A 22,693-nucleotide genomic window follows, 5' to 3' on the forward strand; every position below is an offset into this window, starting at 1 on the left:
ATATCTTTGTGTATAGAATCTTCTCTATGGACACAGCTTCGTCGTTCTCACAACAACTTTTCGAGCAGTTATTCCGCCAATACAAGCGGAAATACCTGCTCATAGCCAACAGCTATGTGCGTGATTCCAAAACGGCCGAAGACATCGTGCACGACAGTTTCATGGCCGTATGGGAACACCGCAACGACATCACCGGAACGAACATCGAAGCCTATCTGTATAAAGTCATCCGGAACAACTGCCTGATGTATCGCCGAAACCGGCAAATCGGGCAGGCCGTCTACGAACAAATCAAACTCAAAGAGCGCAGCACGATGGATTACTATACCCGGGCCATCGAGAGCTGCGACCCGGACACCCTGCTCCAAGACGAAATTCTCGAAATATGCCGGGCACAGCTCGAGCAAATGCCGGAACTTACACAACAGATATTCAAGGCCCGGCGGCTGGAGGGAAAGAGTTACAAGGAGATTGCCGAGCAGTTCGGCATTCCGCAGAAAAAGGTCGATAAACAACTCCAACAGGCAGTTATCAAGTTGCGTCGCGCGTTGAAAGACTTCTTTTCGATTATCTTCACCATGTAACAGGAAGAATCCGCCTCCGAAGTGAAATCAGGGTCGCAGATAAACCGGCAATGCTTTCCTATCCGAATACGGATATTGTCCGGATGGCGGTTGAGACGGTCGGCTTCGAGGCTTTTACCTTTGGCTCTCCCGCCCTTCACTTCCCACAGAGGGGCGGGGGGGGGATGCTGAATTTGGCGCTGAACCGGGCGATCGTACTGTTGCCCCCATGCCAGGAATAACCGGCCAAGGAATTGCAAATAAATCTCTTATGCAAGACATAGCAAAACAGACGAGGTAATGATCCGAAAACCGTAACCTCGTCTGAAATTACCTTATCATGTTTGGAATTTCCCGAAAAAGAAACCCGATGCAAATATCAATTCGCTGAAAATTTAACATTTGCACCCACCCTCCTCTCTCGGAAAACGGACGGACGGAATTTTCGGTCCGGTCCGTCCGGAGATTCGGGCGACGGTGCGGCGGATGCGCCGCAATCATTGAAAACTACTCTTCGTCGGCCTCCTTCATGGTGTGGTAAACGTTCACCACGTCGTCGTCCTCTTCGAGCTTCTCGACCAGCTTCTCGACCGATTCGCGGCCCTCGGCGTCGAGCTCCTTCACGTCGGCCGGAATCCGCACCGACTCTCCGGAAACGATCTCGAAACCCTTGTCGTCGAGCCACTTCTGAATGACGCCGAAAGATTCATAGGGAGCGTAGACCGTGATGCCGTCCTCCTCGGGATAAAACTCATCGACACCCAGGTCGATCATCTCCAGCTCCAGTTCTTCGGGATCGACGCCCTCGGCGGCGCGGAACTTGAAGACGCACTTGTGGTCGAACAGGAATCCGACCGAACCGCTGTTGCCCAGCGTGCCGCCGCACTTGTTGAAATACATGCGCACATTGGCCACCGTACGGTTGGTGTTGTCCGTGGCGGTCTCGACCAGGAACGCGATGCCGTGGGGGCCGTATCCTTCGTAGATCACCTCCTTGTAATCGGCGGCGTCCTTCTCGGTGGCACGCTTGATGGCGCGCTCGATATTCTCCTTGGGCATGTTCTCGGCCTTGGCGTTCTGAATCAGAATGCGCAGGCGGGTATTGCCCGACGGATCGGAGCCTCCGGCCTTGACGGCGATCTCGATCTCCTTGCCCAGCTTGGTGAAGGTGCGGGCCATATGGCCCCAGCGTTTCAATTTTCGCGCTTTGCGATACTCAAAGGCTCTTCCCATACGATTATCGTTTTTTCAGTTATTTTCTTTCGTGGTGCAAAGGTATAAAATTCGCAGAAAAAAACGGTAATCTCGTTCAAAAATATTCGCCCCGGAGCCGCTAATAGACGTAACTGATCTCCGCAGACCAGGAGTCGGTGCGGAAAGGCTCGGCCGGAAGTCCCGCACCGTTTTCGAGGTTGGTCATCGGATAGAGCAGGAAAGCATAGCGTACGGCCACGCCGGAAGCTGCGGTAGAAGTTGTTACCACGTCGGGGCAGGTGAGCCACACCTCCGAACCGTGGATCTCGGCCGACGCCGGCCAGAACTTATGCTCCGAACCGGCCATCGAGGCCACGTAGAAATGCTTCGGAGCCTGCCCGTCGTTGGTTTTCAGCCCTTCGGCATTGTCGAAGAGGAGCTTCACCACGCCGTTCTCGACTTTCAGACTGTTGTAGCGCGGCCCGAGGCACGCCACCTCGCTGCGGCCGTAGGTCCCGTTGAGCGCCAGACGCGCCAGGCGTTCGCCCACGGGGCACTTGTTCGTGGGATGGATGTCGTCGGGATCGCCCACGTCCATCGTCACAGCCATCCCCGAGTGAGAAACCTGCTCGCGGGTCAGCGCCTGCGCCTCGCGCATGTAGGCGTAACCGATAGCCTCGCCCTGGGTGTAGAACCACTCTTTCGAGGAGGTGTCCTGACCGAAACCCCACGGGGCGATCTGCACGTAATAGAACGGCATCTCGCTGTGGGCGAAGTTACGCCGCCAACCGTTGATGAGCGTCTTCATCAGCAGGGGATAGATCGGATAGTCGCCCCAGTTGCCTTCGCCCTGATACCACACCACACCGCGGGCCGACAGCGGCAGCAACGGGTGAACCATGCTGTTGTAGAGTTCGGCGGGCCGCACCAGCACGTTCATATCAGGATTGGCCTTGTAAGGATCGACGAAATTCGCTTTCAGCCGGCTGTCGCCTTCGAGAGCCTCGATCGGCGTATAAGCCTGCGCCGTGGCGCCGCCGTAAGAAGTATTGACCAATCCGACGGGCACGCCCAGCTCCTTGTGGAGCATCCGCCCGAAGTAGTAGCCCACAGCGCTCTGGGAGCCGGCCGTCGCAGGGCTCGTGGAATACCATCTGCCATAGGGCGCGGGCATCTCCTCGCGCCAGTCGAAGATCGGGGCGGCCGTATTCGAGGGTTGCACGGTGAAAAAGCGGATGTTCGGATAGTTCGCGGCGTTGATCTCGGCCGGGGCGTCGAGTACCTGTCCCAAGGCGAAAGCCATGTTCGACTGCCCGCCCAGCACCCACACCTCGCCGATCAGCAGGTCGCGCAGAACCGCTTTCCGGAGCGGCGTCGAAACCACGATCGACTGCGGAGCATTGTCGGAAGGCGCCGCAGGCACCGGAATTTCCAGCACCCACGCCCCGTTCGCATCAGCCTTGCAGGTGTATTCCTGCCGGGCCCAGCTCGCTTTCGCGGTGATCTTCACGTTGGCAGCGGAAGCCTTGCCCCACAGGCGAAATGGCCGGTTCTGCTGGATCACCATGCCGTCCTGCAAAAAACTGTGCAGTTCGAAAGTCCCCTCGACCCCGTCTTCACGCGGGTCATCCTCCCCGGAGGAGCAGCCCGCGAGGAGCGCAAACACGGCGACAAACGCAAAAAAGAGTTTTTTCATATAGCTTAATCGTTTAAGTATTGATTAAGACAAAAGTAAGTAAAAAAACGCATCATCCAAACCGGCAGGCAAAAGAAATATCGGCGGGAGGAGAGATATTTCACCATATTTATGTAATTTTGCGCCGTACAATACATACATAGGGATATGGAAATCAAAAGCCGTTTTGACCATTTCAATATCAATGTCACGGACCTCGCACGCAGCCTCGACTTCTACGACAAGGCGCTCGGGCTGAAAGAGGTCGGCCGCAAGGAGGCATCCGACGGATCGTTCGTGCTGGTGTATCTCGGCGACGGGCAGACCCCGTTCCGCCTCGAACTGACGTGGCTCCGCGACCACGCCGCAACGCCCTACGAACTGGGCGAGAACGAAAGCCACCTCTGCATGCGCGTCGCAGGCGACTACGACGCCATCCGCGAATATCATCGCGGAATGGGGTGCGTCTGTTATGAAAACCTCGATATGGGGCTCTATTTCATCAACGACCCGGACGACTACTGGATCGAAATCCTGCCCGTCAAATAGCCATGCAGAAAGAGACCGACTTGCAGAAGGAGGTTGACGAAGCCGTGCGCGCGATGCGCGCGGGCGGAATCATCCTCTACCCCACCGACACGGTCTGGGGACTGGGCTGCGACGCTACGAACGCCGCCGCCGTGGAACGTATCTACAAACTCAAGCGCAGCGAGAACAAGAAGTCGATGCTCGTGCTGTGCGCCTCGGCCGACATGGTCGTGCGCTACGTCAACAAGGCTCCCGGCATCGCCTTCGAGGTGATGGAGCTGGCGACGAGCCCCCTGACGGCTATTCTGCCGGGTGCCGCGGGAGTTGCCGAGAACCTCATCCCCGAGGAGGGGACGCTCGGCGTGCGCATCCCCGACCACGAATTCTGCCGCCGGATGCTCCGCGCCCTCGGACGGCCGGTCGTCTCGACCTCGGCCAACATCTCGGGCGAAGCGACGCCCGCGGGATTGCAGGAGGTGGCGCAGGAGATCATCGACGGCGTGGACTTCGTCGTCAATCCCCGTTTCGAAGGCAAACCCACCCGCAAGGCTTCGTCGATCATCGCCTTCGGCGAAGGCGGCGAGGTGAAGATCATCCGCGAATAAGATGGCCCGCGTACTCGAAACCCCCATCCAGAAACGGTTCTCGGACATCGACCCGTTCCAGCACGTGAACAACGTCTCGCAGCAAATGTATTTCGATGTCGGCAAGACGGAGTATTACGAAAAGATACTGGGCGCGGAGGTGCTGTCGGGCGACCTGCGCATCCTCACCGTCTCGACCGCGACCTCCTACGCGGGGCAGGTGCGGATGCACGACCCGGTGCGCGTGACGACCACCTGCGAACGGATCGGCACGAAGAGCCTGACGCTCTTCCAGCAACTGCTGGTAGGCGAAGAGGTTCGCAGCGAAAGCCGCTCGGTGATGGTGGTCTTCGACTTCGCCCGCCAGCGAAGCGAGCCCGTGCCCGAGGAGTGGCGCCGGCGGCTTCTTGCGGATTAGTGCGGCAGCAGCCCGTCGGACCGCAGCTGCACCTCTCCGTGGCGGACGTAGTATTTATAGCCGACGACGACCAGCACGACCCCCGCGAAGATAAAGGCCAGCGCCGTCATGTTCGCCGCGTTGAAGCGCGCCTGACCGCGCGTGACGGCCAGGATGCCGGCGATAAGAGGCTGGATATAACGGTAAAGGGCCGTATGCACGGAGGTCAGTTTTTCCGTGCCGCGGTAGAGCAGGTACATCGGCAGGACGGTGCCCAGGATCAGGATATAAGCCAGTTCGGCCTGCGCATAGAGCGGCAGGTGCAGGAACGGCACATGGGCGATGTATTTCCAGAAGAAGGGCGCCGTGACGGCCAGCCCGATGATGTAATACCATCCCATCACGACCAGCGTGCCCAGTTTTTCGAGCTGCGGCTTGATGATCACCGTATTGATGGCGATGGCCACCACGGCGACGAGCACGAACAGGTTGCCCTGCGCCCGGCTGCCGTGGGTGAGTGTGAATCCGTCGCTGAAAAGCAGGATGGCGGCCCCGACCAACGCGCAGACGACACCCACGACGCGGGCCCGGATGTATTTGTGCGGGTGCATCAGGTGGTCCATGATGAGCGTGAAGGCCGGGCCCAGCGTGGCGATGATCGAGGCGTCGATAGGCGTGGTGTAGGACGAGCCCCAGAGCAGCATATACATCCACCCGTAGACGATCAGCAGCGTGACGATCAGGATGTTGCCGGCATCGCGCCACGTGATGCGGAACGACTGCTTCGAGAAGAGTGCGAAGGGGATGAAGAAGATCGCCGCCGAGAGCACCTGAAGCATGAAGATCTGCTGGAAGTCGAGGTAATTGCGCGTGAGCGAAACGTAAAACGAGAAATTCGCCCCGAAAAAGACGTTAGCGAAGACCAAATCGAGATTATAGCGCGTTTTACTCACGAAAGGACGATACTGCAATTATCGCACCACCCGCCTAAGAGGCGGGTTTTAGGGGCGGCGGCAGGAATTACGGGTCGGAACACAATCTGCGCTACAACCCATTATAAAACCCACCTTTTAGGTGGGCCCGACTGAGAGCCGGGATTTAGGGACGGCAGCAGGAATTACGGGTCGGAGCCTGACACGCGCTTCGACCTAATTAAAAAACGGCTCTTAGCCGGACGGGCAAGAAAAAGATGGACAAAGGAAAACTGAAAGGTCATGCGGCCTTGTGGGCCGCGAACATCGTCTGGGGCCTCAACGCCCCGATCGGCAAAAGCGTGCTTCAGTCCGAGGCGAATCCCGGGGGAATCAGCCCCTTCGCGCTGAGCGTCTACCGCATGGTGGGCGCCGCGCTGCTGTTCTGGGCCGTATCGCTCTTCTTTCCCCGCGAACGGGTCGCACCGCGCGACATCGTGCTGCTGCTCTTCGCCTCGGTGTTCGGCATCCAGCTCAACCAGATGCTCTTCCTCTGGGGGCTGTCGCTCACGTCGCCCATCGACACCTCGATCATCGCCACCATCGTCCCCGTGCTGACCATGATACTGGCGACGCTCTTCCTGCGCGAGCCGATCACGTGGCTCAAGGCCGGAGGCGTGTTCCTCGGATGCGCCGGGGCGCTGATCCTCATTCTCGTGAGCCAGCACGGAACGGGCCACACATCGAGCGTCAAAGGCGACGTGCTCTGCATCGTCAGCGCCGTCAGCTACGCCACCTACCTCACGGCCTTCCGCAACGTGATCGTCCGCTACTCGCCCGTGACGACGATGAAATGGATGTTCCTCTTCGCGGCCGTCGCGGCTCTGGCGATCTACTGGCGCCCGCTGACGGAGGTGGACTACGCCGCCGTGTCGCCGCGCATCTGGGGCGGCGTGGCCTACGTGGTCGTCGGCGCGACATTCTTCTCCTATCTGATGGTTCCCGTGGCGCAGCACCACCTGCGGCCGACGGTCGTATCGATGTACAACTACGTGCAGCCCATCGTGGCGGTGCTCTTCACCGTGGCCCTCGGGCTCGACACCTTCGGCTTCACCAAAGCCGGGGCCGCGCTGTGCGTCTTCGTCGGGGTGTGGCTGGTGACCAAATCGAAATCCCGGGCGCAACTGGACGCAGCCCGGCTGCAAGATAAAAAAGGTTGAGCATTGTGCGCTCAACCTTTTTTACCATATCAATTAAAACGTGATATACTTAGACTCCCAAGGGCTAACAGCGATTTGTCCGACATTTTCAGAGCCGATACGCCGATAAATCAGGCTTTTTTCGCCAGCATGGTATTCCTTGTAACTCAAAATCGGCAGCTTCAGAAGATAATTTATTACAGACTGTGATTTTTGCAGTACCCGACCTTTATCATCCAACGCGCTCCATTTACCACCATTCTTTACCAGATAATAATGGTAGTGTCCCGTTACTTCGATAATTCCATCATAAATGCACGGGGCAATTTCCGAACGGTCGTTTTCATGCAGAGCTCCCCACTTACCATTCTTTTTGTAGATCAACGAATAATAACCTCCAAACAGATATTCAGCCGGACCGAATTCAAATAATTTTACAGCCCCGCGGGGCAAATAAAAAAATAGGAATCCATTGGAAACTTTAGCTTCATTAAATAAAGGACCATAAATTGAAGTACAATTCTCCGGCCTTTGATAAATACTGGTCAGGGAAGAGAAGCCAGCACCGTCGAATAACGTTTCCCCCCAACTCGTTATGGCGTAATATTTACCATCCTTGAGACCTATGAACAATTGCTTTATTCGATAGGGAGCTGTTTCAGCCGAAAAAATGCTATCGTATTCAAACTCGGTATAAAGCCGTTCACAGCCCTGCGTTTTTTCGGCAAGAGCCCATTTGCGCTTACCGTCAATTTTTTTGATAATAAACTGGCAGTTATTATCTGTCGGACGATGTTCCGGCGCGCAGGAACTCAAGGCCAATACCGCCATACCCGCAACAGCGAGCATCAAAAGATTCGTTTTCATATTCAGTTTGCATTAGTAGTGGTCGCAACTTATTCCGCAGCCTTCGTAAGCCCGCGTTCCGCCGCCAGCCGCTCCATCAGGGCGTAGGCCGCGTCGTATTCGTTGGGAATCTCGCCGTCGAGAATGGCGTTCTTGATAACCTCCTTGATGTCGCCGATCACGCGGCACGGGCCGATGCCGTAAGTCTCCATGATCAGCTCGCCCGTGACCGGAGGCTGGAAATTGCGGATGCGGTCCCGCTCTTCGAGGTCCTTCATCTTGCGGCGCACCAGCTCGAAATTCGCCAGAAAGCGTTTCACCTTGGCGTCGATGCCCGAAGTGATGTCCGCCTCGCACAGGATCATCAGCGACTCCACGTCGTCCCCCGCCTCGAACAGCAGACGCCGCACGGCGGAGTCCGTCACCATGTCTTCGGAGAGGATGATGGGCCGCAGGTGGAGGAAGACGAGTTTCTGCACGAACTTCATGTGCTCGTTCAGAGGCAGTTTCAGCTGCCGGAAAATCCCGGGCACCATCTTCGAACCCACGACCTCGTGGCCGTGGAACGTCCAGCCTGCCTTCGGGTCGTAGGCTTTGGTCTGCGGCTTGCCGATGTCGTGCAGAATGGCGGCCCAGCGCAGCCACAGGTCGTCCGAACGGCGCGAGACATTGTCCAGCACCTTGAGCGTATGGATGAAATTATCCTTATGGGCGTGCTTGCCCCGCTTCTCCACCCCCTTGAGGTTGTGGAATTCGGGGAAGATCAGCTCCAGCAGCCCCGTGAATTCCAGCAGTTCGAAGCCCATCGAGGGAACGGGCGAAAGGACGATCTTGTTAAGTTCGGTGACGATGCGTTCGCGCGAAACGATCCGGATGCGCTCCGCGTTGCGGCGGATGGCCTCGAAGGTCTCCTCCTCGATCGTGAAGCCCAGCTGCGCGGCGAACCGCACGGCGCGCATCATGCGCAGCGGGTCGTCCGAAAAGGTGATGTCGGGATCGCACGGCGTGCGGATGATGCAGTCTTCGAGGTCGGACATCCCGTCGAAGGGATCGACCAGTTCGCCGAACGTGGCCTCGTTCAGCGACCACGCCATGGCGTTGATCGTGAAGTCGCGCCGCCGCTGGTCGTCTTCGAGCGTCCCGGGCTCGACCTCGGGTTTGCGCGAATCGCGGGTGTAGGACTCCTTGCGGGCCCCCACGAACTCCACTTCGACGCCCCCGGCACGGACCATCGCCGTGCCGAAGGTCTTGAAGACCGAAACTTTGGCTTTCAGCTCGCGCCCCAGCGCCTCGGCCAGCGCGATGCCGCTGCCCACGACCACCACGTCGATGTCGGTCGAGGGACGCCGCAGATAGTGGTCGCGCACGTAGCCCCCGACGACGAAAGCCCTCACGCCCTGCTCGTCGGCAAGGCGCGAAATCCGCCGGAATATCGGATTCGTCAGCTTCACCCGGCTATTTCACATGAGGTTTGATGACATCTCGCCACACCAGATAGCCTTCGCCTTTGAGATGCAGTCCGTCGAGCGTGTAACGCTTGTCCAGATTGCCGTTTTCGTCGGCCAGAGCTCCCCAGACATCGAGGTAGGTGACGCCCTTCTCGTCGCACAGCGCTTCGAGCCGCTTGTTCGTCGGCACGATCAGCGGCGCACAGGCTTTGCGGCGCTCGTACCCCGGCAGATCGCCGTTGACGGGCAGGATGCTCTGCACGTAAATCTTGGTCCAGCGCGATTCGGCCTGGAAACGGTCGATCAGCCGCCCGATGTTGGCCAGCACCTCGTCGGGCGAAGCGCCGGAGATCAGGTCGTTGATGCCGATCATCAGGAAGAGCTTTTTGGGATGCCCCTCGATGATCGGGTCGAGACGTTCGAGCAGCCACCCCGAGCGGTCGCCGCTGATGCCGCGGTTCTTGATGTGGCGGTTATTGAACAGCTCGGCCCACTCGCAGCCGTCGGTGATCGAATTGCCCAGAAAGACGATGTCGCTCGAAAGCACCGGAAGCACCTCGAACAGCGTCCGTCTGCGGAGGTTGTACTCGCTCTGGGCGAACACCGAGCCCGCGGCGAGGAGGGCGGTGAAAAGGATCAGGATACGTTTCATGGTCATCATAATTTAAGTTCGCGCCGGTAGAGCTGCACGGTGTTTTCCAGTCCGTAGTAGAGTGCGTCGCAAATCAGCGCATGGCCGATCGACACCTCGTCGGTCCAGGGAATGCGGCTGACGAAATAACGCAGATTCTCCAGCGACAGGTCGTGTCCGGCGTTCAGCCCCAGCCCCTGCCGGCGGGCCTCCTCGGCGGCGGCCACATAGGGAGCCGCGGCCCGCTCCGGCCCGTCGGGATACTCCCGCGCATAAGCCTCGGTGTAGAGCTCCACGCGGTCGGCGCCGCACGCCTTCGCCCCGGCCACCATCTCCGGAGAGGGGTCCACGAAGATCGAGACCCGGATGCCCTTTTCGTGGAAACGCTGCGTCACGCCGGTCAGGAACTCGCGGTTGGCCACGGTGTCCCATCCGGCGTTCGACGTGATGGCGTCGTGGGCGTCGGGCACGAGGGTCACCTGCGCCGGAACCACCTCCGACACCAGGTCGATGAAGCTCGGAATGGGATTGCCCTCGATGTTGAGCTCCGTCGTGAGCACCCGCTTCAGGTCGCGCACGTCGTCGTAACGGATATGGCGCGCATCGGGACGCGGATGCACCGTGATGCCGTCGGCTCCGAAACGCTCGATGTCCAGGGCCGCGCGAACCACGTCGGGCAGGTTGCCGCCGCGCGAATTGCGCACCACGGCGATCTTATTGATGTTAACACTCAGCTTTGTCATAAAATCCACTCCATTAAAGAAATACAGGCTCCGGTCCGGACAAGTTCAAATAAATTTGGCTCGTCGCTCACCTTTCACTATATTTGTAGCGATATGCCGCGCCTCCGCGCCGGCCCGCAGACGCCTGCGTCCCGGATTCGGATCGGCGTGGTAAAGTTACTTATTTTTTCGAAACTCCGCCGATGAAAATCATACTTTTTTCCCGCGCGCAGATCGCCCACACCCCCGAGGAGATCCGCCAGTTGTTCGAGGCGATCGACGCATCCGGATTCGATTACGCAGTCAACGAGGAGTTTGCCCCCGTCGTGCGGCAAACCGCCGGAATAGCGCTCCCGCCCGAGAAGGTCTACGGCCGTCACATCGGCGAACAGCCTGCCGGAACCATCATGGTCTGCTACGGAGGCGACGGAACGCTGCTCGAAGGGGTGCACCGCCTCTGCGGAGCCCCGATCCCCGTGATGGGGATCAACGCCGGGCACCTGGGATTCCTGACCAGCGCCCCGAGCGCCGGGCTGGACCTGATATTCAACGACATCGCGGCCGGAAAGATCACCACCGAGCCCCGCTCGCTGCTCTCCATCGAGGGCGATTTCGGCGAACAGCCCGACTCGACGCTGGCGCTCAACGAATTCACCGTGCAGCGCCACGGCGCGGGAATGATCTCGGTCGAAACCTACGTTGACGGGCAGATGGTGGCCACCTATCACGGCGACGGGGTGATCGTCTCGACCCCCACGGGATCGACCGCCTATTCGCTCAGCGCCGGAGGCCCCGTCGTGGCTCCGACGTGCCGGTGTCTCGTCATCTCGCCCCTCGCCCCCCACAACCTCACGATGCGCCCGGTGGTGATCCCCGATTCGGGCGTCATCTCGCTGCGCGTCAACGCCCGCCGCTCGGCCGCGTTCGTCACGCTGGACGACCGCACCTACCGGATTTCGCACGGCGCGGCCTTCACCGTCAGGCGGGCCGAACAGAAGATTTTTTTGGCCGTGCCGCACAATATATCATTTTACGACACGTTACGGAATAAGATGATGTGGGGAATCGACATCCGCAGTTAATCTTTACTCGTTTTTTCCTTAATTAATAGAATTTTCCCTATATTTGTGCCCTATTATGAGCGAGCAGAAACGCATACCGCAACACGTCGCCATCATCATGGACGGCAACGGCCGCTGGGCCGGGTTGCACGGCAAGGAGCGTTACGAGGGTCATGCCGCAGGCGTGGAGCCCGTGCGGGCGTCGCTGCGCGCTGCCGCCCGCTGGGGCGTGAAATACCTGACGCTCTATGCGTTCTCGACCGAAAACTGGGGACGCCCCTCCGCAGAGGTCGATGCGCTGATGGAGCTTTTCTGCCAGAGCGTCGTGAACGAGACGCCCGAACTGATCCGCCAGGGGGTCGAGGTGCGCATGATCGGCGACCGGAGCCGCTTCTCGGAGAAGGTGCAGAAGTATCTGGCCCAGGCCGAGGAACGGACTGCCGGAGGAAAGACGCTGACGCTGATCCTGGCGCTCAACTACTCGTCGCGCGACGAAATAACGCGCGCCGTGCGGCAGATCGCCCGCCGTGCGGAGGCCGGGGAGATCGCCCCCGGGGAGATCTCCGAAGCCACGATCGGCGCCGCACTCGACACGGCCCCCTATCCGGACCCCGACCTGATCGTCCGCACCAGCGGCGAACAGCGGCTGAGCAATTTCCTGCTGTGGCAGGCGTCCTACGCCGAATTCTGGTTCCCCGAGGTGCTGTGGCCCGATTTCACGGAGCGGGATTTCGACGCGGCCGTGGAGGAGTACGCACGGCGCGACCGCCGCTTCGGGCTGGTTAAATGATTGAAATTTAGACTATATTTGCAATAGATGAACTATTCCGGTAAGATATTCACGGCAGCAGCGGCCCTCGTGCTTTGCTGCTCGAATATATTCGCCCAGGAGCAGAATCCGCAGGACACGACGGCGGCTCCGAAGCCTGCGGTCTCCGAAAATGCCCCGATGTACAGGAACGACGGCGCACCCAGGCTCTACCACATTCGCAACGTCAATGTCCACGGCGTGCAGTACCTCAATCCCGACATTCTCAAATCGTCCGCCGGACTGATCGAGGGCGATTCGATCTACCTGCCGAGCAACTTCATCTCCAACGCCATCTCGCGGCTCTGGAGCCAGCGGTTTTTCTCGGACGTGAAGATCGGCGCCGAGATCGAGGGCGACAGCCTCGACCTGGAGGTGTTCCTCAAAGAGCGCCCCCGCGTCTACAACTGGGAGTTCGAAGGCATCTCGAAGGGCAAGAAGAAAGACCTTCTGGAGAAGCTCAAACTCAAACGAGGCAGCGAACTCTCGGATTACGTCATCGACAAGAACCAGAAGCTCATCAAACAGTACTGGGCCGAAAAGGGTTTCCGCAACACGGAGGTCGGCGTGCGCATCGACAACGACACGCTGCGTCCCGGACAGGCCGTGACCGTCACGTTCCTCATCGACCGCAAGTCGAAGGTCAAGATCGGCAAGATCAACTTCACGGGCAACGAACAGTTCCCGGACAAGCGTCTGCGCCGCACGTTCAAGAAAACCCACCAGAAATCGATCAACTTCTTCAAGGGCGCCAAGCTCAACGAAAGCGACTACGAGAACGACAAGGAACTGCTGATCGACTTCTACAACTCGAAAGGCTACCGCAACGCGACGATCGTGAGCGACTCGATCTACCCGATCAACGAAAAACGCCTGGGCATCGACATCGACGTTTCGGAGGGCAACAAATACTACATCCGCAACGTGTCGTGGGTCGGCAACTCGGTCTACGAGACCGACGACCTGCAACGCATGTTCGGCGTCAAGAAGGGTGACACCTACGACAAAAAGTCGATGCACAAGCGGCTGGGAATCGGCAAGGAGGAGAACCCCGAGGACATGTCGGTCAAGTCGCTCTATCAGAACGAAGGCTACCTGATGTCGCAGATCGAACCCGCCGAGGTCATCATCGCCCCCGACTCGATCGACATCGAAGTCAAGGTGTTCGAAGGCAAGCAGTTCACCATCAACGAAGTCGGCATCACGGGCAACCAGCGCGTCGATGACGAGGTGATCCGCCGCGAGCTGTACACCCGTCCGGGCGAACTTTACAACCGCTCGCTGCTGATGCAGACCATCCGCACGCTGGGTTCGATGGGACACTTCAACCCCGAGGCCGTCATGCCCGACATCAAACCCGTCACGAACGACCTGGTGAACGTCAACTGGCCCCTCGAAGAGCAGGCTTCCGACCAGTTCAATATCGCCGGCGGCTGGGGATCGGGCACGTTCGTGGGCTCGGTGGGCATCACGCTGAACAACCTTTCGATCAAGAACACCTTCAAGAAAGGCGCATGGCGCCCCTACCCGATGGGCCAGAACCAGCGGCTGTCGCTCTCGGCGCAGACCAACGGCACCTATTACAAGGCTTTCGCGTTCAGTTTCACCGACCCCTGGATGGGCGGCAAGAAACCCAACTCGTTCACCCTCTCGGCACACTTCTCCGAGCAGAACAACGCCTACTACGTATGGCAGTCGGCGACACAGTATTTCCGCACCTACGGCGTGGCCGCCGGTCTGGGCAAGCGGCTGAACTGGCCCGACCCTTACTTCACGTTCTACGCCGAGGCCAACTACGAGCGCTACAACCTGAAAAACTGGACGGGATTCGTCGTGGAGAACGGCAACTCGAACCTGCTGTCGCTCAAACTGGTGCTGGCCCGCAACTCGGTGGACCAGCCGATCTACCCGCGCCGCGGCTCGGAGTTCAGCGCCTCGGTGCAGGCCACGCTTCCCTACTCGCTCTGGGACGGTAAGGATTACAGCGACCAGTCGATGTCCGATCAGGACCGCTACCGCTGGATCGAGTTCCACAAATGGCAGTTCAAGGCGCAGTGGTTCCAGGGATTCCTGCGCAACTCGAACCTCGTGCTGATGCTCAAAGCCGAGATGGGATACCTCGGAAGCTACAACAAGAACAAGGTTTCGCCCTTCCAGCGCTTCGAGGTCGGCGGCGACGGCATGTCGGGATACAACATATACGGTATCGACATCATCGCCATGCGCGGTTACGAGGACGGTGCGCTCGACCCGTCGAGCTACTACTCCCGCGGCTACAACAAATACACCGCCGAGCTGCGCTACCCGATCATCCTGAAACCTTCGTCGCAGATCTACGTGCTCGGATTCCTCGAGGGCGGTAACGCATTCGACTCGTGGAAGAAGTTCTCGCCCTTCCGGATCAAGCGTTCGGCCGGCTTCGGCGTCCGCCTCTATCTGCCCGTGGTGGGTATGCTCGGCATCGACTGGGGCTACGGATTCGATCCCCCCGCGAACTCCACGACCAAGAGCGGCAGCCAGTTCCACTTCGTCCTCGGTCAGCAGTTCTAAAAAAGGCCTTGTGGCAATAAATTTGAAAGAAAAGAGTTATATTTACAGCACGAACCCGGGAAACCGGCTGAATATTAACTTAAAATAACAGGATTATGAAACGGCTGATTTTAATCGCGGCATTCATTCTGACGGCAGGAACCCTCGCGGCCCAAAACTACATAATCGTCAACAGCGAAAAAGTCTTCAAGTCGATCGACGCCTACAACACGGCCATATCCGATCTGGACAAACTCGCCAAACAGTACCAGACGCAGGTGGATACCAAGTTCAACGAGGTCGAGACGCTCTACAACAACTATCAGGTTCAGAAAACATCGCTTTCGGCCGCAGCGCGTCAGGTGCGTGAAAACGCCATCCTCCAAAAAGAAAAGGAGGCCCAGGAGTATCAGGAGAGCCTGTTCGGACAGGAAGGCACGCTGATGAAAAAACGGGTCGAGATGATCTCTCCGATCCAGAAGCAGGTCTTCGCGGCCATCGAAGCCTACGCCAAGCAGGTCGGGGCCGACCTGGTGTTCGATTCGGCGAACAATCCCACGCTGCTCTACAACAACCCCGCGGTCGAGCGGACGCAGCAGGTGATCGACGCCCTGAAAAAGAAATGACATCAAAACATTAACTGATAAATTCGTATGAAAAAAGCAATCAAACTGACCCTCGCTGTTGCGCTGGTTATGGGCTCCACGTCGCTTTTCGCTCAGAAATTCGGCCGCATCAACACCCAGGAGATCATCATGGCGATGCCCGAAACCAAGACCATGCAGGAAAACATGGAGACCTACGCCAAGGAGCTGCAAGACAACATCGAAACGATGAACGTCGAGTTCAACACCAAATTGCAGGATTTCCAAAAGAACTACAACACCTTCAGCGATGCCATCAAGGAGATGAAGGAGAAGGAGTTGCAGGACATGCAGAACCGCACCCGCGAATTCCAGGAGCGCGCACAGCAGGACTATCAGAAAAAACAGAACGAACTGCTCGGCCCGATCATCGAGAAGGCTAAGGCGGCTATCGACAAGGTTTCGGCCGCAAATGCCTATACGGTCGTATTCGACACCTCGACCGGCTCGCTGGCCTATTTCGACGAGGCGACGCTGACCGACATCGCCCCCCAGGTGAAGAAAGAGCTCGGCATCACCGACGCTCCCGCAGCAGCCCCCGCAGCCAAATAAAAACGCCCTACGGAGCGATTCCGCAGAATCCGAACAATTTTACCTGCCTTAGGAGTGCCGGCCGACAGCGACCGGCGCTCCTTTTTCATGCGCCATCGTTCAAAAACACGCCCGAGGTGATCGAAAAGACGGATAATCGAACCATATGAACCATGCGGAATGATTTTATTACTATATTTGTCGGAAATCGAGTGAAACTATGAACAGCAAAGACGCAGAAACTCCGATCACCAGCTTCACCCTCAGCAAGCTGATCGCCATGTCCGGCGGCGAGAAACGCCCCGGCCCGCTGGGGGAATGCATCGCCACCAGCAGCGCCGCGCAAATGGAGGTATTCCGGTTTCCGGGACGCCTCGACGCTTTCGTCATCGGCGTGGGAACCGAAGGCGAAACGACCTTCACCTCCAACCTGAAAGAATACCGGCTGAAAAAGGACTCGCTCTTCATCGTCGGACCGAAGCATATCCTGCAAATACAGTCCAACAACAGCTTCAAGGCGCATGTCCTCGTCATCTCGCCGGACTTCCTGCGCCGCATCAACATCGACACCAAACACCTGATGCCGCTCTTCCTGCAATTCGGATCGCGTCACTGCATGGAGCTCACCCACGCCGAATGCCAGTCGCTGCGCAGCTTCATCTCGATGGTCGAACAGGAACTCGAAGGTCCCGAAACCGATTTTGCGATCGAGATCGTCAGCGGACTGATCGCGGCGACGATTTATAAGGTCGGCGACATCCTGACTCACTACATGGAGAAGCATCCCGAGATGGACAATCCCGTGCACAACCGGGCCGAGGAGTATTTCAAGCAGTTCACCGAGCTGCTCGGCGAACACTACACGCGCGAACGCAGCGTGGGTTACTACGCCCGGCAGCTCTGCATCACGCCCAAATACCTCACGACGCTCATCAAACGCATCAGCGGCAAATCGGTGTCGGAATGGATCGACAGCTACGTCATCCTCGAAGCCAAAACGCTGCTCAAATACTCGAACATGAGTGTCCAGGAGATCGCCTATTACCTCAATTTCCCCAACCAGTCGTTCTTCGGCAGCTATTTCAAGCGCAATACGGGCATGTCGCCGTCGCAGTACAAGGCCAAGCAATAGCGAAAGGCCCGGTTTCAGAAGAGGCCGAAACCGGGCTTTCGATCAGTGCGGTGCGGCTGTCGTGCATCGCTCGAATCCCCGGACGGGACGTACTTCGGTACTGCCGTCCGGGGATTCGAGCGATGCACGGCAGGAGCGCCGCAATCATCGAAAACATCAGAACGGATAGCCGACGCCGAAGTTCAGCGCCGTATTCTTCCAGCGGAAATTGTGAATCCACCGCTCGCCGGCGGGATTGTTGGGATTATGGAGCTGGATGCCCCAGTCGAGGCGCAGCACGGCGAATTTGATGTCGAAGCGCAGGCCCAGTCCCGTGTTGAATCCCAACTGTTTGTAGAACCGATCGAAGCGGAAGACCGCATCGTCCGAATACTCCTTCGGATTCTCCCGGATGTACCAGATATTGCCCAAATCGAAGAAGGTCGCCCCGTGGATGATCCCCCAGACCGGGAAGCGCAGTTCGAGGTTGGCCTCCAGCTTCACGTCGCCGGTCTGCACCGGATAGTCGTTGCGGGGGTCGGGCACCGATCCCTGTCCGAGGGTGCGGGGCGTCCAGCCGCGCATGCCGTTGCTGCCGCCGCAGTAGAACTGGCGGTCGAACGGCACGGAGGAGGAGTTGCCGTAGGCCATCGCCACGCCTCCGTAGAGGCGCCCGACGAGCGCCGTCACGTCGCCCAGCATGATTTTCCGGCTGACGCTCAGGTCCGAACGGAAATACTGCGAATAACGGATGCCGAAGATCGAATAGTAGTCCTTGTCCCGGGCCGGGGAGAAGAACATGTGTTCGACGGCGTCGATCAGGTTGCCGGCGGTCTCGGCGTTGAAACGGATATTCGTGGCGTTGCCTCCGAGATTCTTGCGCTGGTTGTTGTAACTGTAACCGAACGAAAGGCCGCCGATGAACTGCGTCGTGAAACTTTCGAGCAGGTAGCGGTTCTGGGTGAGCTGCGGCTCGCCGTCGGGACCGGAGTTGTTGACCATCAGGAACGAGGCGTCGAGGTCGTTCACATCGACCACGTTGATGTCGATCGGCCGCAGCGAGAACGACGAATAACGGTCGTTGGTCCACATGTAGGTGATGCCGGCGCTGGAAAGCGTGCGGCGGTAATAGGGACGGTCCTGGAAATTGACCGACAGTTCGATCTTGGTCCGGGGCTGGTTCACCGAGCGGAAACGCCCCGGCAGCAGGAAGCGCGGGAACGTGAGGCCCGTGGTGACGCCGAACTCCGTGGCCCGCTTCTTCTTGGCATCGGGGGCCTTCATAAACTCGTAGCCCGCCGTGAAGGAGATGTCGAACGACTCAGCCCCGCGGAAGATGTTGCGGTTCTGATAGCCGAGGGTGGCTTTCAGCCCGTAGAAACTCGACGTGGTGCTCCCCTCGAGATCGACCTTGACGCTCTGTTTGAGCGTCGGCGTGCAGAGGATGTTGCACGTGAGGTACCCCTCGCGGGTGTAGAGTGTCCGGGTCGAATCGGCCGTCGCACCGATGAAGGAGACATAGTTGTCGGCATCGTCCGCCTGCCGGGCCTGCTCCTCGAAGGCGATCCGGGCGCTTTTGAAATACCCGAGGGCCATCAGGTCGGAGTAGGCGCGGTTGACCTGCGCCGAGTTGTAGACATAGTTGGGATAGAGCGGCACGGCCTGCCGGAGCACCGACGGGCGCAGATTGGGACGCTTCTCGTAGATGATGTTCAGACCCCGGTAATAGAGCGTATCGAGGCGCGAGACCAGCGTGGTGTCGGTCCGCGCGACGGTCGGATCGTAGTCCGGAAAGATGTTGATCCGGTCGATGCGGTAGACCATGTTGTTGTCCATGACGGCCTGCCCGCGTGCGTTGTAACCGGTGAGATACTGCTTGACGACCACGCGCAGATCGACCTCGCGGTTGCCGCCCAGCGTGTCGGCCCAGAACATGATGTTATTGACCGAAAAATTGTAGTACCCCCGTTCCTTGAGGTAGGAGGTGATGCGCTCCCGCTCGGCGTCGAGCACCGTGACATCGTAGATGTCCCCCCGGCGGAGCAGCGTGCGCGCCGTATCGGGCAGCACGATCTGTTCGAGGAACTCGTCCTGGAATTCGTAGGAGATCGAGTCGATGCGGTAGGGTTCGCCCTGATACGTGCGGTAGGTGATCCGGGCGCGCTTGCGGCGCGACGTGGTATCGACCTCGAACGAAGCCCGCGAGTCGAAAAACCCCTTCGAGTCCATATAGACTTTCAGGTTCTCGGCGCTCTTCTCCGTCAGCCCCGTTTCCAGCAGCACGGGCGCCTGCCCGATCTTGCGCTTCCAGTTATTCCAGCGGTTGTCTTTCGCCGGATCGGCCTGTTCGTACAGCCAGACATAAAAATTGGTTCCGAGGAAGCGCTTGTTGGGAGTCTGACGCACGTATTTCTCCAAATCGGAGGCCGTGATACGGTCCCTGCGGGGCGTCGATTCGTCGTCCTCGATCTTCACCCGCTGCACGAGGTACTGCCCTTCGGGAATGTGCCGCGTGACGCTGCAAGCCGGACCGAGAAGGCCCAGCGCCGCGGCGGCGAATATGCGGCACACCCTGCGCACAACGTCAGTTGTTGAAGAATCCCTTCTCTTTCAGCAGGGCGAAATAGGATTTCGAAATGGCGAGGTTGTCCTTGCGCACGTAGCGGCGCTCGGTGAAGATCTTCGCCAGATTCGGCAATCCGTTCTCCTCCAACAGGCGCTTCGTGAGATCCGACTCCTCGCGTTCGGCCCACAGCTCGTCGATCTCGGCAGCGGTATAGTCGGTGTACTTTTCGTAGTGGACCACGGCTTCCAGCGGCAGGCGGTCGGTCAGTGCGGGCGATTCGTCGGGATAGCCCATGACGACGGTCGTGACGGGAATAACCCCCTTCGGAAGCTCCAGAATCCGCGAAATGTCGCCCGCGGTGTAGATCGTCGTGCCGAGGTAGCAGATGCCCAGTCCGTGCATCTCGGCCTCGACGCAGAGGTTCTGCGCCGCCAGCAGGGCGTCGGTCGAAGCGTTCAGGAACCAGGCGAAATTGTCGTAGGCGGGATCGGCGTCGCGCTGCTCGCACCACATCGTGAAGCGGTGCACGTCGGCGCAGACGGTCACCACGCACGGAGCCTCGCAGACCATCGGCTGATTGAAATGGCACGGAGCGAGCCGCTCGCGCAGCGCCCGGTCGCGGGTCACCACCAGCGAATAGAGCTGCATGTTGCCGCAGGTCGAGGCACGCGAGGCAGCTTCGAGACACTCTTGCAAAAGCTCCTCGGGAATGGGCGTCGGCAGGAACTTGCGTATCGAACGATGCTTGAAAAGCACACTTTTCATAACGAAAATAATTTGAACCGGTGTGAAAATGACATAACCCGCGTGCCGGCGGGCAGCTCCGCGGATATTTTTCACAAAATTAGCAAAACTTTTAGAAGTTTTACTATTTTTGCGAATACATAACTCCCCGAAATGAGGACGGAATTCACGAAATACGAGGGTGCGGGCAACGACTTCATCCTGATCGACAACCGCGACGGCGTCTTCACGCCCGAGGCGGAGGCGATCGCCCGCCTGTGCGACCGCCATTTCGGCATCGGCGCCGACGGAGTGATGACCCTCGCGCGCAGCGCCGAGATCGACTGCTCGATGCGTTACTACAACGCCGACGGGTCGGAAGGCGAGATGTGCGGCAACGGCGCCCGCTGCTTCGCGCTGTTCGCCGAGCACCTCGGCATCGGCGGCGAAACCAAATATTTCGACGCCGCGGACGGACTCCATACCGCCCGAATCCGCCGCTCGAAAGGCCCCGCAGGCGAAATCGAGCTGGGAATGACCGCCGTCCGGGAGATCCGCACGGGCGACGGCTGGTGGTTTCTCAACACGGGAGTGCCCCACTACGTAGAGTTCGTCGATGACCTCGCCGCGACAGATGTCATCGGCCGCGGCCGCATCATCCGCCGCGACACGGCCCGCTTCCCGCAGGGCACGAACGTCAATTTCGTGCAGGTCACGGGCGACGGCACGATCCGCGTGCGCACCTACGAACGCGGCGTGGAAAACGAGACGCTCGCCTGCGGAACGGGAGCCACGGCAGCCGCCATCGTCGCCAATTTCGCCCTCCAGCCCCGGACCGTCCGCTATGCGGTTTCGGTCCCCGGAGGAGAACTTGCGGTACGGTTTTCGCATGAACCGGGAACACAGACCTACACGGACATCCGACTGACCGGACCGGCACGCCGAGTCTTCGGAGGGGTGTTCGACAGCGAAAATTTCTAAACAAACCAAGTTTTTCCCCATGAAAACAGTAAAGGGAATCCGCGAACACGAGGCGGACGAACTTCGGAAAGCCAAACGCCTCGAACCGATGCGCAAGAGCGGCAAGGAGCGCCACTCGCTTTACAGCACGCTCGACGAGGACGACGACGAAGCCTACACACCCTACGTCAAACGCGAATCGGCGCTCGACTACTTCGACGAAGAGGAGGAATAAACGCGAATCCCATGATCGACAAATTCATTATGGCAGGCCCCACGGCCCTGCACGTCTGCGATTCCCAGCAGGGAGACCGATGCGTCGTATTGCTGCACGGCTATCTCGAATCCATGCTCGTATGGGAAGATTTCATCCCATTCCTCTACAAGGAAGTGCGGGTGGTTACGTTGGACCTGCCCGGTCACGGCATCTCGGTCGTCGCGGGCGAGGAGCATCCGATGGAGTTTCTGGCCGACACCGTGGCCGACGGGCTTCGGGAGCTGGGGATCGAACGCTGCACGCTCGTGGGACACTCGATGGGCGGCTACGTCGCGCTGGCTTTCTGCGAACGTCATCCCGAGATGCTCGACGGCCTGGTGCTGCTCAGCTCGACGCCCAATGCCGACACTCCGGAGAAGGCCGAAAACCGCCGCCGCGAAATCGCGCTCGTGAAGGCCGGCAAAAAGGAGCTGCTGGCCCGTGTGGCTCCCGAAGCGGGCTTTGCCGAAGAGAACCGCCCCCGGATGAAAGACTATATCGAAGATCTCACCGAACAGGTTTTCGTCACCGAAGACGAAGGGATCGTCGCCCTGCTGAACGGGATGATCGCCCGCAAAGACCGCAACGCAATGCTGCGCGAAACGAAAGTCCCCGTGCTGTTCATCCTCGGCCGCAAGGACGGCTACATCCCGGTCGAAGCCGCCGAGAAAATGGTTGCCGAACATCCCGAAGCGCAAGTCGTATGGCTCGAAAATTCGGGCCACATGGGCTTCCTCGAAGAGCCCAAGGCCGCAGCGCAAGCGATCCTCGGATTCGTCCGGGCGGAAAAACGGTCTTGAGAAAGC

At 58.9% G+C, this 22,693-nt stretch carries 23 protein-coding genes; 14 read left to right on the plus strand and 9 right to left on the minus strand.

The features are described 5' to 3' along the window. The first annotated feature begins 8 nt into the window (after window positions 1-8). Window positions 9-584: an RNA polymerase sigma-70 factor gene (locus tag NQ519_RS04410; protein WP_242493114.1), complete on the plus strand. Its 576-nt coding sequence runs from the start codon at window positions 9-11 to the stop codon at window positions 582-584. A gap of 486 nt (window positions 585-1,070) precedes the next feature. Here the strand turns inward: NQ519_RS04410 and NQ519_RS04415 are convergent, their stop codons facing one another. Together NQ519_RS04415 and NQ519_RS04420 are read right to left on the minus strand one after the other, a co-directional pair. After that, window positions 1,071-1,796 (minus strand): YebC/PmpR family DNA-binding transcriptional regulator, encoded by a 726-nt coding sequence (locus NQ519_RS04415; RefSeq protein WP_026076834.1) that lies wholly within the window; start codon window positions 1,794-1,796, stop codon window positions 1,071-1,073. Between the two features lie 100 nt (window positions 1,797-1,896). After that, window positions 1,897-3,453, minus strand: a complete 1,557-nt coding sequence (locus tag NQ519_RS04420) for a sialate O-acetylesterase (protein WP_019152352.1) — start codon at window positions 3,451-3,453, stop codon at window positions 1,897-1,899. 147 nt (window positions 3,454-3,600) lie between these two features. Between NQ519_RS04420 and NQ519_RS04425 the strand changes: the two genes are divergently transcribed. From NQ519_RS04425 to NQ519_RS04435, 3 genes are read left to right on the plus strand one after another with little or no spacing between them, the layout of a single operon-like run. Continuing rightward, entirely contained in the window at window positions 3,601-3,981 is a 381-nt protein-coding gene (locus tag NQ519_RS04425; RefSeq protein ID WP_019152353.1) for a VOC family protein, read from the plus strand. A 2-nt stretch (window positions 3,982-3,983) separates the two neighbouring features. Continuing rightward, window positions 3,984-4,565, plus strand: a complete 582-nt coding sequence (locus tag NQ519_RS04430; protein ID WP_019152354.1) for an L-threonylcarbamoyladenylate synthase — start codon at window positions 3,984-3,986, stop codon at window positions 4,563-4,565. 1 nt (window position 4,566) lies between these two features. Then, entirely contained in the window at window positions 4,567-4,962 is a 396-nt protein-coding gene (locus NQ519_RS04435) for an acyl-CoA thioesterase (RefSeq protein ID WP_019152355.1), read from the plus strand. Here the strand turns inward: NQ519_RS04435 and NQ519_RS04440 are convergent. Continuing rightward, a complete protein-coding gene (locus NQ519_RS04440) occupies window positions 4,959-5,867 on the minus strand; it encodes a DMT family transporter (RefSeq protein WP_019152356.1) in 909 nt (302 codons plus the stop codon). The genes NQ519_RS04435 and NQ519_RS04440 overlap by 4 nt on opposite strands. 263 nt (window positions 5,868-6,130) lie before the next feature. Here NQ519_RS04440 and NQ519_RS04445 point away from each other — a divergent pair, with 263 nt between their 5' ends. Next, window positions 6,131-7,072 carry a DMT family transporter gene (locus NQ519_RS04445; RefSeq protein WP_019152357.1) on the plus strand — a complete coding sequence of 314 codons (942 nt, stop codon included), beginning with the start codon at window positions 6,131-6,133 and terminating at the stop codon, window positions 7,070-7,072. A 33-nt stretch (window positions 7,073-7,105) separates the two neighbouring features. Here the strand turns inward: NQ519_RS04445 and NQ519_RS04450 are convergent, their stop codons facing one another. Genes NQ519_RS04450 through NQ519_RS04465 form a run of 4 tightly spaced genes read right to left on the minus strand, consistent with a single transcriptional unit; the run spans window position 7,106 to window position 10,719 of the window. Then, window positions 7,106-7,918, minus strand: coding sequence for a hypothetical protein (locus NQ519_RS04450; RefSeq protein ID WP_019152358.1), 813 nt, complete (start codon window positions 7,916-7,918; stop codon window positions 7,106-7,108). 29 nt (window positions 7,919-7,947) lie between these two features. Next, window positions 7,948-9,348 carry a CCA tRNA nucleotidyltransferase gene (locus NQ519_RS04455; protein WP_019152359.1) on the minus strand — a complete coding sequence of 467 codons (1,401 nt, stop codon included), beginning with the start codon at window positions 9,346-9,348 and terminating at the stop codon, window positions 7,948-7,950. Between the two features lie 4 nt (window positions 9,349-9,352). Next, a complete protein-coding gene (locus tag NQ519_RS04460; protein WP_026076837.1) occupies window positions 9,353-9,997 on the minus strand; it encodes a GDSL-type esterase/lipase family protein in 645 nt (214 codons plus the stop codon). A 5-nt stretch (window positions 9,998-10,002) separates the two neighbouring features. Beyond that, on the minus strand, window positions 10,003-10,719 hold the full coding sequence (locus tag NQ519_RS04465; RefSeq protein WP_019152361.1) for a pyridoxine 5'-phosphate synthase: 717 nt from the start codon (window positions 10,717-10,719) through the stop codon (window positions 10,003-10,005). Window positions 10,720-10,901: 182 nt separating this feature from the next. On the opposite strand from NQ519_RS04465, the gene NQ519_RS04470 reads away from it, so the two are divergent. The 6 genes from NQ519_RS04470 (at window position 10,902) to NQ519_RS04495 (ending at window position 17,403) form a co-directional block, all read left to right on the plus strand. After that, window positions 10,902-11,780, plus strand: a complete 879-nt coding sequence (locus tag NQ519_RS04470; RefSeq protein ID WP_019152362.1) for an NAD(+)/NADH kinase — start codon at window positions 10,902-10,904, stop codon at window positions 11,778-11,780. A 55-nt stretch (window positions 11,781-11,835) separates the two neighbouring features. After that, complete coding sequence (gene uppS, locus NQ519_RS04475; protein ID WP_019152363.1) at window positions 11,836-12,549, plus strand: polyprenyl diphosphate synthase; 714 nt, start codon at window positions 11,836-11,838, stop codon at window positions 12,547-12,549. Window positions 12,550-12,576: 27 nt separating this feature from the next. After that, window positions 12,577-15,117: an outer membrane protein assembly factor BamA gene (bamA, locus tag NQ519_RS04480; RefSeq protein WP_019152364.1), complete on the plus strand. Its 2,541-nt coding sequence runs from the start codon at window positions 12,577-12,579 to the stop codon at window positions 15,115-15,117. Between the two features lie 95 nt (window positions 15,118-15,212). Next, a complete protein-coding gene (locus NQ519_RS04485) occupies window positions 15,213-15,722 on the plus strand; it encodes an OmpH/Skp family outer membrane protein (protein WP_019152365.1) in 510 nt (169 codons plus the stop codon). Window positions 15,723-15,749: 27 nt separating this feature from the next. Further along, window positions 15,750-16,292, plus strand: coding sequence for an OmpH/Skp family outer membrane protein (locus NQ519_RS04490; RefSeq protein ID WP_019152366.1), 543 nt, complete (start codon window positions 15,750-15,752; stop codon window positions 16,290-16,292). A 199-nt stretch (window positions 16,293-16,491) separates the two neighbouring features. Beyond that, window positions 16,492-17,403, plus strand: a complete 912-nt coding sequence (locus NQ519_RS04495; RefSeq protein WP_019152367.1) for a helix-turn-helix domain-containing protein — start codon at window positions 16,492-16,494, stop codon at window positions 17,401-17,403. Between the two features lie 156 nt (window positions 17,404-17,559). Here NQ519_RS04495 and tamL read toward each other — a convergent pair whose 3' ends face one another. Both tamL and NQ519_RS04505 read right to left on the minus strand, forming a co-directional pair. After that, the gene (gene tamL, locus NQ519_RS04500) at window positions 17,560-19,962 is read right to left on the minus strand and encodes a translocation and assembly module lipoprotein TamL (RefSeq protein WP_026076838.1); all 2,403 of its coding nucleotides are present in this window, start codon (window positions 19,960-19,962) and stop codon (window positions 17,560-17,562) included. Window positions 19,963-19,966: 4 nt separating this feature from the next. Next, a complete protein-coding gene (locus tag NQ519_RS04505) occupies window positions 19,967-20,713 on the minus strand; it encodes a nitroreductase family protein (protein WP_019152369.1) in 747 nt (248 codons plus the stop codon). Between the two features lie 132 nt (window positions 20,714-20,845). Between NQ519_RS04505 and dapF the strand changes: the two genes are divergently transcribed. From dapF to NQ519_RS04520, 3 genes are read left to right on the plus strand one after another with little or no spacing between them, the layout of a single operon-like run. After that, the gene (gene dapF, locus NQ519_RS04510) at window positions 20,846-21,652 is read left to right on the plus strand and encodes a diaminopimelate epimerase (RefSeq protein WP_019152370.1); all 807 of its coding nucleotides are present in this window, start codon (window positions 20,846-20,848) and stop codon (window positions 21,650-21,652) included. A 19-nt stretch (window positions 21,653-21,671) separates the two neighbouring features. Then, window positions 21,672-21,866: a hypothetical protein gene (locus tag NQ519_RS04515; protein WP_019152371.1), complete on the plus strand. Its 195-nt coding sequence runs from the start codon at window positions 21,672-21,674 to the stop codon at window positions 21,864-21,866. 11 nt (window positions 21,867-21,877) lie between these two features. After that, on the plus strand, window positions 21,878-22,687 hold the full coding sequence (locus tag NQ519_RS04520; protein WP_019152372.1) for an alpha/beta fold hydrolase: 810 nt from the start codon (window positions 21,878-21,880) through the stop codon (window positions 22,685-22,687). The last annotated feature ends 6 nt before the right edge of the window (window positions 22,688-22,693 follow it).

The sequence above is a fragment of the Alistipes senegalensis JC50 genome (genome assembly GCF_025145645.1).
GTDB lineage: Bacteria > Bacteroidota > Bacteroidia > Bacteroidales > Rikenellaceae > Alistipes > Alistipes senegalensis.

Bases quoted from the DNA above. Each gene is read 5' to 3' on its own strand.
- NQ519_RS04495 (WP_019152367.1), top strand. From the start codon at position 16,492: ATGAACAGCAAAGACGCAGAAACTCCGATCACCAGCTTCACCCTCAGC.
- NQ519_RS04445 (WP_019152357.1), top strand. From the start codon at position 6,131: ATGGACAAAGGAAAACTGAAAGGTCATGCGGCCTTGTGGGCCGCGAAC.
- NQ519_RS04490 (WP_019152366.1), top strand. From the start codon at position 15,750: ATGAAAAAAGCAATCAAACTGACCCTCGCTGTTGCGCTGGTTATGGGC.
- dapF (WP_019152370.1), top strand. From the start codon at position 20,846: ATGAGGACGGAATTCACGAAATACGAGGGTGCGGGCAACGACTTCATC.
- bamA (WP_019152364.1), top strand. From the start codon at position 12,577: ATGAACTATTCCGGTAAGATATTCACGGCAGCAGCGGCCCTCGTGCTT.
- NQ519_RS04460 (WP_026076837.1), bottom strand. From the start codon at position 9,997: ATGAAACGTATCCTGATCCTTTTCACCGCCCTCCTCGCCGCGGGCTCG.
- uppS (WP_019152363.1), top strand. From the start codon at position 11,836: ATGAGCGAGCAGAAACGCATACCGCAACACGTCGCCATCATCATGGAC.
- NQ519_RS04465 (WP_019152361.1), bottom strand. From the start codon at position 10,719: ATGACAAAGCTGAGTGTTAACATCAATAAGATCGCCGTGGTGCGCAAT.
- NQ519_RS04450 (WP_019152358.1), bottom strand. From the start codon at position 7,918: ATGAAAACGAATCTTTTGATGCTCGCTGTTGCGGGTATGGCGGTATTG.
- NQ519_RS04485 (WP_019152365.1), top strand. From the start codon at position 15,213: ATGAAACGGCTGATTTTAATCGCGGCATTCATTCTGACGGCAGGAACC.
- NQ519_RS04470 (WP_019152362.1), top strand. From the start codon at position 10,902: ATGAAAATCATACTTTTTTCCCGCGCGCAGATCGCCCACACCCCCGAG.
- NQ519_RS04520 (WP_019152372.1), top strand. From the start codon at position 21,878: ATGATCGACAAATTCATTATGGCAGGCCCCACGGCCCTGCACGTCTGC.
- NQ519_RS04425 (WP_019152353.1), top strand. From the start codon at position 3,601: ATGGAAATCAAAAGCCGTTTTGACCATTTCAATATCAATGTCACGGAC.
- NQ519_RS04505 (WP_019152369.1), bottom strand. From the start codon at position 20,713: ATGAAAAGTGTGCTTTTCAAGCATCGTTCGATACGCAAGTTCCTGCCG.
- NQ519_RS04430 (WP_019152354.1), top strand. From the start codon at position 3,984: ATGCAGAAAGAGACCGACTTGCAGAAGGAGGTTGACGAAGCCGTGCGC.
- NQ519_RS04435 (WP_019152355.1), top strand. From the start codon at position 4,567: ATGGCCCGCGTACTCGAAACCCCCATCCAGAAACGGTTCTCGGACATC.
- NQ519_RS04420 (WP_019152352.1), bottom strand. From the start codon at position 3,453: ATGAAAAAACTCTTTTTTGCGTTTGTCGCCGTGTTTGCGCTCCTCGCG.
- NQ519_RS04515 (WP_019152371.1), top strand. From the start codon at position 21,672: ATGAAAACAGTAAAGGGAATCCGCGAACACGAGGCGGACGAACTTCGG.
- NQ519_RS04415 (WP_026076834.1), bottom strand. From the start codon at position 1,796: ATGGGAAGAGCCTTTGAGTATCGCAAAGCGCGAAAATTGAAACGCTGG.